This window comes from Streptomyces sp. NPDC048191 (assembly GCF_040652655.1).
Classification (GTDB): domain Bacteria; phylum Actinomycetota; class Actinomycetes; order Streptomycetales; family Streptomycetaceae; genus Streptomyces.
Genome location: NZ_JBEZMO010000043.1, coordinates 42,896 through 49,437 on the forward strand (window position 1 = coordinate 42,896; position 6,542 = coordinate 49,437).

Here is a 6,542-nt window from a genome sequence, read left to right on the forward strand (position 1 = left end):
AGAGCAGGTCGCTGCACCGTACATCCTTTGTCGCGCCGGTTCACGGGCCAGTCTTGATCGTCTCCCCGGACGCCCTCCGATGTGCGGGCCGCCTTCGGTGACTCGGACTCCGTGGGGTTCGGCTTCGTCCCGCTCGGTATCGCCGTCGGCGTGCTCGTCGGCCACGCGGGAATCGTGTCCGACGAGGTCTCCGCGCTGACCGCGGGGGAGCGGTCACGGTCATGGTCCGGGCGGCGCATCGTCTGGCCGCAACCGGTAATGCACCTGGCCCGCTGCGTGCGAGCCGGACCGCGGAGTGCCTCCGGCCCCGGATGCCCGCCGGGATCATGGTGATCCTGGTGGTGTACTGCCTGCGCGACCTGCCGCTCGCCCACACCGCTGTGCCGGCCCCCGTGGCCGCCCTGGCCGTGACCGGCGGAATGCACCTGTGGCGCCGCAACGCCCCGCTGAGCATCCTGGCCGGCACCGCCGAGCACGTCGCGCCGGCCCGTACGGTCTTCGCGCGCTGAAGCGACCCGGCCCGGGCGCGGCACGGGTGGCGGCGTCCGGGCCGGATCGGGGGCCGTCAGGCCGCGAAGCGCTCGGCGAGCTCCTTGGCCTTCGCGGCGGCCTCCTCGAGGGCGCGGTCACGGGAGGCCTCGTAGAGCGGGACCAGCTCGCTCATCGCCGGGTTCTGCGGGGCCATGGTCAGCTCCGGGACGATGAAGTCGACGTCCAGGGCGAGGGCGTCGGCGAGGACGGCCGTGAGGTAGTTCTGCACGTACTCGTATCCCTCGCGCGGCGTGCCCGGCCCGTACGCGCCGCCCCGGCTCGCGACGACGGTCACCGGGGTGCCCTTCGCGGACTGGGTCTCGCCCGCGGTGCGGCCCATGAGGATCACGTTGTCCAGCCAGGCCTTGAGGGTCGAGGGGATCGAGAAGTTGTACATCGGGGCGCCGATCAGCACCGCGTCGGCCTGCTCCAGCTCCTCGATCAGCCGGACGCGCTCGGCGAAGGCCGCGGCCTGCTCCGGCGTGTGCGACGCGGGGTCGGCGAAGCCGGCGGTGTGCGCGGCGGCGGTGATGTGCGGGACGGGCCGCGCCGCCAGGTCGCGGTGGACGACCGTGCCGTCGGGGTGCTGCTCCTGCCAGTGGGTGCGGAAGGTCTCCGCCACGGCCCGCGAGGCCGAGGCCTCGGTCGGGAACACGGACGAATCGATGTGCAGCAGGGTGGCCATGATGACTCCGGAAAGATGACAAAGGGGGACAAGGTCCACTGGACAGTCCAGTGGCGGCTGCCACGGGCTGTGTTTTCGTACTCGACTATCAATAACACAGGGGCTTACTTTTTTTCACCACCCTACGGTGAGGTAGTACCCTGATCACATGGCGGCGGACGTGACTCACGACAGTGCGGCGTGCAAGCGGGTGGACCAGGGCATCACCCGTGTCTTCCAGCTGCTCGGAAAGCGCTGGAGCGGCCCGATCGTGGCCGTCCTGGTGGAACAGCCCGCACACTTCGCCGACCTGCGCCGGGCCATCCCCGGCATCAGCGAGCGCATGCTGTCCGACCGGCTCGCCGAACTCGGCGCGGCCGGGCTCGTGCTCCGCGAGGTCGACGAGGGGCCGCCACTGCGCGTGTCCTACCGGCTGACCGGGGCGGGCGCCGCCCTGGAGCCGGCGCTCCGCGAACTGGGGGAGTGGGCCAAGGCCCACCTGCCGGACGAGCAGCCGTGCACCGGCATGGAGCGCGAGGCGCAGCCGGGCTAGGACCCGGGCCCCGGGCACGGACATCATCGAGCGGGGTGTGGGAACCGCCCGTCCTGGTCGACGAGTCCGGACGGTGCGACAGCCCGGCGCGTCCGCGAGAGGATCGAGGTCCTGGTCCGCCACATGACACCGAGAGGACGCCCATGGCGCTCACGCTCGAAGACCGCTTGGCCATCACCGAGTTGATCTCCCTGCACGGCCACCTCGTGGACGAAGGGCAACTCGACCGGCTGGCGGAGCTGTTCACCCCGGACGTCGTCTACGACGTGAGCGACTTCGGACAGGGCCCGCTGGTCGGGGTGGCCGCCATCCGGGCGGCGGCTGTGGCACTCGGCGCCGGGAATCCCGTCGCCCACCACGTCACCAACGTGGTGGTACGGGAGGCGGCGGACGGCCGGGTGCGGGTCCGGTCCAAGGGGCTCGGTGTCATGGCGGACGGTTCCTGCGGCTCGGCCACCTACGACGACACCGTCGTACGCACCCTCGACGGCTGGCGGATCAGCCACCGCAAGCTCTCCGCGCGACGCGTTCCGCTGAACGGCGTGACGGGACCCGAGTGAGGGAGCGGCGGGCGGTGGCCCCCGTCGGAATGACCCGCTCGTACGCACGGCCTTCACCGAGGAGGAGTTGGCCGAGAACCGTGAACTGCGCCTTCCACCGCGCGGTGAGCCTGCCCGGCGGGCGCGGCCGAGCCGGCTCTCAGTCCACCGGCCAGGTGTGGACCGGCGCGTTGAGGTGCATGTAGTCGATGTACAGCTGGGTCATCCGGCGCAGCGCCTCATGGCGGCCGATACGCGTGGTGGCGTCGAGGTGGTGGAACATCTCCTTCTGCCACACGCTGCCGTTGCGCGCCGTCACACAACGCTGCTCGATGATGCCGAGCAGCGGCTCCCGCCAGGCCGCGTCCATGCCCGAGTGCTCCAACCCCCGGTGCGCCAGCGGCAGCAGCCGCCGCAGGACCAGTTCCGGCACCGGTACCTCACCCATCCCGGGCCAGTACAGCAGGGCCTCGATGCCGTGCCGGGCGGCGGTGTGGAGATTGTCCTCGGCGGCGGCGAACGACATCCGCGACCACACCGGCCGGTCCTCCTCCACCAGGGCCCGGGTGAGCCCGTAGTAGAAGGCACCGTTGGCGAGGGTGTCGGCGACGGTCGGGCCGGCGGGCAGCACCCGGTTCTCCACCCGGATGTGCGGCACGTCGTGGGAGACGGCGTACACCGGCCGGTTCCACCGGTAGATCGTGCCGTTGTGCAGGGTCAGTTCGCCCAGTTCGGGGACGTCGCCGCGGTCCAGTGTGTCCGCCGGGCTCTGTTCGTCGCACAGCGGCAGCAGGGCCGGGAAGTAGCGCAGGTTCTCCTCGAAGAGGTCGAAGACGCTGTTGATCCACCGCTCACCGAACCACACCCGGGGCCGAACGCCCTGCACCTTGATCTCCTCCGGGCGGGTGTCCGTGGCCTGTTCGAACAGCGGGACGCGGGTCTCGTGCCACAGCTCCTTGCCGAACAGGAACGGCGAGTTCGCCGCCAGCGCCACCTGGACCCCGGAGATGGCCTGCGCCGCGTTCCAGTAACCGGCGAACTCCTCGGGGGAGACCTGGAGATGGAACTGCGTGCTGGTGCACGCGGCCTCCGGGGTGATGGTGTCCGCGTAGGTGCGCAGCCGGTCCACGCCGTCCACCTCGATGCGCAGGTCCTCGCCGCGGGCCGCGAAGATCTGGTCGTTGAGGAGGTGGTAGCGCGGGTTCTCCGACAACGCTCCCTCGTCGATGTCCTCCTGCCGCAGCGTCGGCAGGATCCCGATCATGATCAGCCGGGTGCCGATCGACCCGGCCCGCTCGTCGGCGTGGTTCAGCGCGGCTCGGATCTCCGACTCCCACGCGTCGGGCCCGCCCGCGGTCAGCCGCCGGGGCGGGACGTTGATCTCCAGGTTGAACCGGCCCAGCTCGGTGGACCAGGCGGGGTCGGAGATCGCCTTCAGTGCGTCCGTGTTGCGCATCGCCGGCTCGGCGTCGTCACCGACGAGGTTCAGCTCGATCTCCAGGCCCACCTGCGGCCGCTCGGACTCGAACCGTGACTCGCGCAGCATCTGCGCCAGGGCGTCCAGGCACTCGTGCATCTTGATCCGGTACCGGCGGCGGTCCTCGCGGGTGAAGACGAGCGCCGGGACGTCGCGTCCCATCGGCCCTCCAGGAAGCCCCTCGTCGCAGACCTCTCCACCCAGCGTCGCACCATCGCGCGAGCCTCACCAAGCGTGGCCGGCACCTGCGGGGGCGTGGACGCACCGCCCCGCCGACCGGTGCGACGCGGCCGGCCGGTCCCTCGCCGCCCCGCCACGGCGAGCCGCCCTTGGACGAGGGCCCCGCCGCTGGTCCTCGGGACGGGCCGGGCCGAGGCTTTCGGGTACACGGCTGTGCACAGCGCGTGATCGCGCCGGATGCGGTGGCCGACGGCGCCTCGCCGGCGCCTCCTTCGGGACGCCGGCCGCAGACGAGGGTTGCGCGGGTCTCCGCGCCCGGCAGCCGCATCCGTGGCGCAGCCCATCGGTACGTACGGCCTCGGCGCCGACCGCCGCCTCGCCGGAACCGGGCGACGCGGGCCGCGGCCACGTCGGGTCCGGGGCAGGCGCCCGCGCGACCCGGGCCGCGGTCACCCGCATCGGCCTCCGTGACCTGCGTGTGCACGAGTCGGCGAAGGCGCCGCCGCCGCGACGGGCGGCGATCTGGGCGACCGGCAGGTGTCCGGCACGGCCGGGGCAAGCCGCCCGCTGCCCCGGAACGGGCGGTGCGGCTCCACAGGTGGCGGACGGTGATCGCTCCCTGCCGCCCCGGCTCCCGGCGACACCCTCACCCGGAACCCGGTACAGGGACCGGTTGCGACCGTTTCCTCGGCGACTGCGCGCGTCAACGCCCGTACACGCGGCGGCTCTTGGCCCCCGGCGCCCGGTCAGAGGTGAGGGCGGCGCTGGCCTCGCGCGGCGGAGGTTGCGAAAATGTCCCCATGACCACGTCCCACGGCGCCCGCCGGCCCACGATCGCCGACGTCGCCGCGGCGGCGCAGGTGTCGCGGACCACGGTGTCCCACGCCCTCAACGGCATCGGCAAGGTCGACCCGCGGACCCGCGAACGCATCAAGAAGGTCGCCGCCGAACTGGGATACCGGCCCAATCTGCGTGCCCAGCGGCTGCGCCGGGGCCAGGCCAGGGCCATCGCGCTGGCCTCCTCGATGCCGTTCGCGGTGGCCGGCGGCCCCTCGCGGCTCGGCTTCTACATGGAGGTGGCCGCAGCCGCGGCCGAGCGGGCCCTCGTCCACGACTACGCCCTGGTGCTCATCCCGCCCGTGCAGTCCGGCTCCGCGCTGTACTCGGTCGACATCGACGGCGCGATCGTGGTCGAGCCCGAGGCGGACGACCCGGCCGTGGCCCAACTGCGCGAACGCGGACTACCGTACGTCGCGCTCGGTCGGCCCACCGCCCCCGACGACGACGCGCCTTACGTGGACCTGCACGGCGGCCGGGTGGTCGAACTGCTGCTGGACCACCTGCGCGACCAGGGCGCCCGCAACCCGGCACTCGTCGTCGGCGCGGGCACCCGCCACTCCTCGGTCGACGCCCGCGCCGCCTACGAGCGCGCCGCTGCCGCACACGGCTGGCCGCCGGTCGTCGCCACCGCCCCGGAGGACGGCGGCGAGCAGGCGGGGTACGACCGGTGCGCCGCGCTGCTCGCGGAGCACCCCGGAACTGACGCGCTGTGCGTGCTCGTCGACGCCTTCGCCGTCGGTGCCGTACGGGCGCTGCGGGACGCGGGCCGGCGCATCCCCGACGACGTCATGGTCGTCACCCGGTACGACGGGCTGCGCGCCCGCACCTGCGAACCGCCGCTCACCGCCGTCGACCTGAGGCTGGACCGGGCCGCCGCCGACGCGGTGGAGCTGCTGCTCGCCCGGCTGGGCACGCCGCCGGCCGCCGGTGAGGCCGGGCCGGCGGAATCCGGCGACGGGGCGCCGGCCGACGAGCCCCGGCTCGTCCTGCGCGCCTCGTCCCTGCGATCCCGTTGATCCGGCTGCTGCCGCCCGCAAGACCTCTTCTGCGGACGGGGCACAACCCTTTGCCGCCCCCGAGGGTCACACCAGACAGGAGCAACCACCTCCAACAGTTGCAAGGGGGGAATATGCGATTTGCTCGTTCCGTCCTGGCCGCCGGTGCCGTGGCGGCCCTGTCGGTGGGTGCCGCCACGGCCCTGGCGGCACCCGCCTCCGCCGCGGCCAACACCACACCGCAGAAAGTCTGCGGAAGCGGCTACAAGACCGTGAACTCGGCGCCGGTCGGCTCGTTGGGCACGGTCTACCTGACGTACAACGCCGCGAACGGAAAGAACTGCGTCGCCACCATCCGCAGCAACCCGGGTACCGCCGTGGCCATGTCCGCATGGATCTACGTCTCCGACACGGACCAGGGTGACGAGGACTACGGGCAGTACACGTCGTACGCCGGGCCGACCTATGTGTACGGCAAGGCCCACTGCGTCGACTGGGGCGGCAACATCAGGAACGTGTACGTGCAGGTCACCGGCTCCAACTGCAGTGCCCTGAAGGAGAACCGGGTCACCTTCACCCGCTGACCCGCCCTTCCCGCGCGGCAGCAGTGCCGTGCGGACCATGGGCCCGGCGCGCCCTGTGGGAACGACGTGCGTTCCGACAGGGCGCGCCGGGGGGGGGGGGGGGGCGCCCGGGGGGGGGGGGGGGGGGGGGCGCCCCCCCCGCGGCGGGCGGCGGGGGGGGGGGGGGGGGGCCCGGCGCC

The 6,542-nt window shown here is 72.9% G+C and carries 7 protein-coding genes; 5 read left to right on the plus strand and 2 right to left on the minus strand.

Translation table 11 applies throughout. From position 1 onward, the window contains the following. Positions 1–311 precede the first annotated feature (311 nt). Entirely contained in the window at positions 312–509 is a 198-nt protein-coding gene (locus AB0D93_RS38340) for an AzlD domain-containing protein (protein WP_362130294.1), read from the plus strand. Positions 510–565: 56 nt separating this feature from the next. Here AB0D93_RS38340 and AB0D93_RS38345 read toward each other — a convergent pair whose 3' ends face one another. Continuing rightward, positions 566–1,216: an NAD(P)H-dependent oxidoreductase gene (locus AB0D93_RS38345; protein ID WP_362130297.1), complete on the minus strand. Its 651-nt coding sequence runs from the start codon at positions 1,214–1,216 to the stop codon at positions 566–568. A gap of 148 nt (positions 1,217–1,364) precedes the next feature. Between AB0D93_RS38345 and AB0D93_RS38350 the strand changes: the two genes are divergently transcribed. Together AB0D93_RS38350 and AB0D93_RS38355 are read left to right on the plus strand one after the other, a co-directional pair. After that, on the plus strand, positions 1,365–1,748 hold the full coding sequence (locus AB0D93_RS38350; protein ID WP_362130300.1) for a helix-turn-helix domain-containing protein: 384 nt from the start codon (positions 1,365–1,367) through the stop codon (positions 1,746–1,748). A gap of 143 nt (positions 1,749–1,891) precedes the next feature. Then, a complete protein-coding gene (locus tag AB0D93_RS38355; RefSeq protein ID WP_362130303.1) occupies positions 1,892–2,308 on the plus strand; it encodes a nuclear transport factor 2 family protein in 417 nt (138 codons plus the stop codon). A 139-nt stretch (positions 2,309–2,447) separates the two neighbouring features. On the opposite strand, the gene AB0D93_RS38360 is transcribed toward AB0D93_RS38355, so the two are convergent. Next, the gene (locus AB0D93_RS38360) at positions 2,448–3,926 is read right to left on the minus strand and encodes a glutamate--cysteine ligase (RefSeq protein WP_362130306.1); all 1,479 of its coding nucleotides are present in this window, start codon (positions 3,924–3,926) and stop codon (positions 2,448–2,450) included. A gap of 818 nt (positions 3,927–4,744) precedes the next feature. Between AB0D93_RS38360 and AB0D93_RS38365 the strand changes: the two genes are divergently transcribed. Next, entirely contained in the window at positions 4,745–5,800 is a 1,056-nt protein-coding gene (locus AB0D93_RS38365) for a LacI family DNA-binding transcriptional regulator (RefSeq protein WP_362130309.1), read from the plus strand. A 113-nt stretch (positions 5,801–5,913) separates the two neighbouring features. Continuing rightward, positions 5,914–6,363 carry a spore-associated protein gene (locus AB0D93_RS38370; protein WP_362130311.1) on the plus strand — a complete coding sequence of 150 codons (450 nt, stop codon included), beginning with the start codon at positions 5,914–5,916 and terminating at the stop codon, positions 6,361–6,363. Positions 6,364–6,542 lie beyond the last annotated feature (179 nt).

Coding starts and splice junctions, on each gene's coding strand:
- AB0D93_RS38355 (WP_362130303.1), top strand. CDS start 1,892: ATGGCGCTCACGCTCGAAGACCGCTTGGCCATCACCGAGTTGATCTCC.
- AB0D93_RS38350 (WP_362130300.1), top strand. CDS start 1,365: ATGGCGGCGGACGTGACTCACGACAGTGCGGCGTGCAAGCGGGTGGAC.
- AB0D93_RS38345 (WP_362130297.1), bottom strand. CDS start 1,216: ATGGCCACCCTGCTGCACATCGATTCGTCCGTGTTCCCGACCGAGGCC.
- AB0D93_RS38360 (WP_362130306.1), bottom strand. CDS start 3,926: ATGGGACGCGACGTCCCGGCGCTCGTCTTCACCCGCGAGGACCGCCGC.
- AB0D93_RS38370 (WP_362130311.1), top strand. CDS start 5,914: ATGCGATTTGCTCGTTCCGTCCTGGCCGCCGGTGCCGTGGCGGCCCTG.
- AB0D93_RS38365 (WP_362130309.1), top strand. CDS start 4,745: ATGACCACGTCCCACGGCGCCCGCCGGCCCACGATCGCCGACGTCGCC.
- AB0D93_RS38340 (WP_362130294.1), top strand. CDS start 312: ATGCCCGCCGGGATCATGGTGATCCTGGTGGTGTACTGCCTGCGCGAC.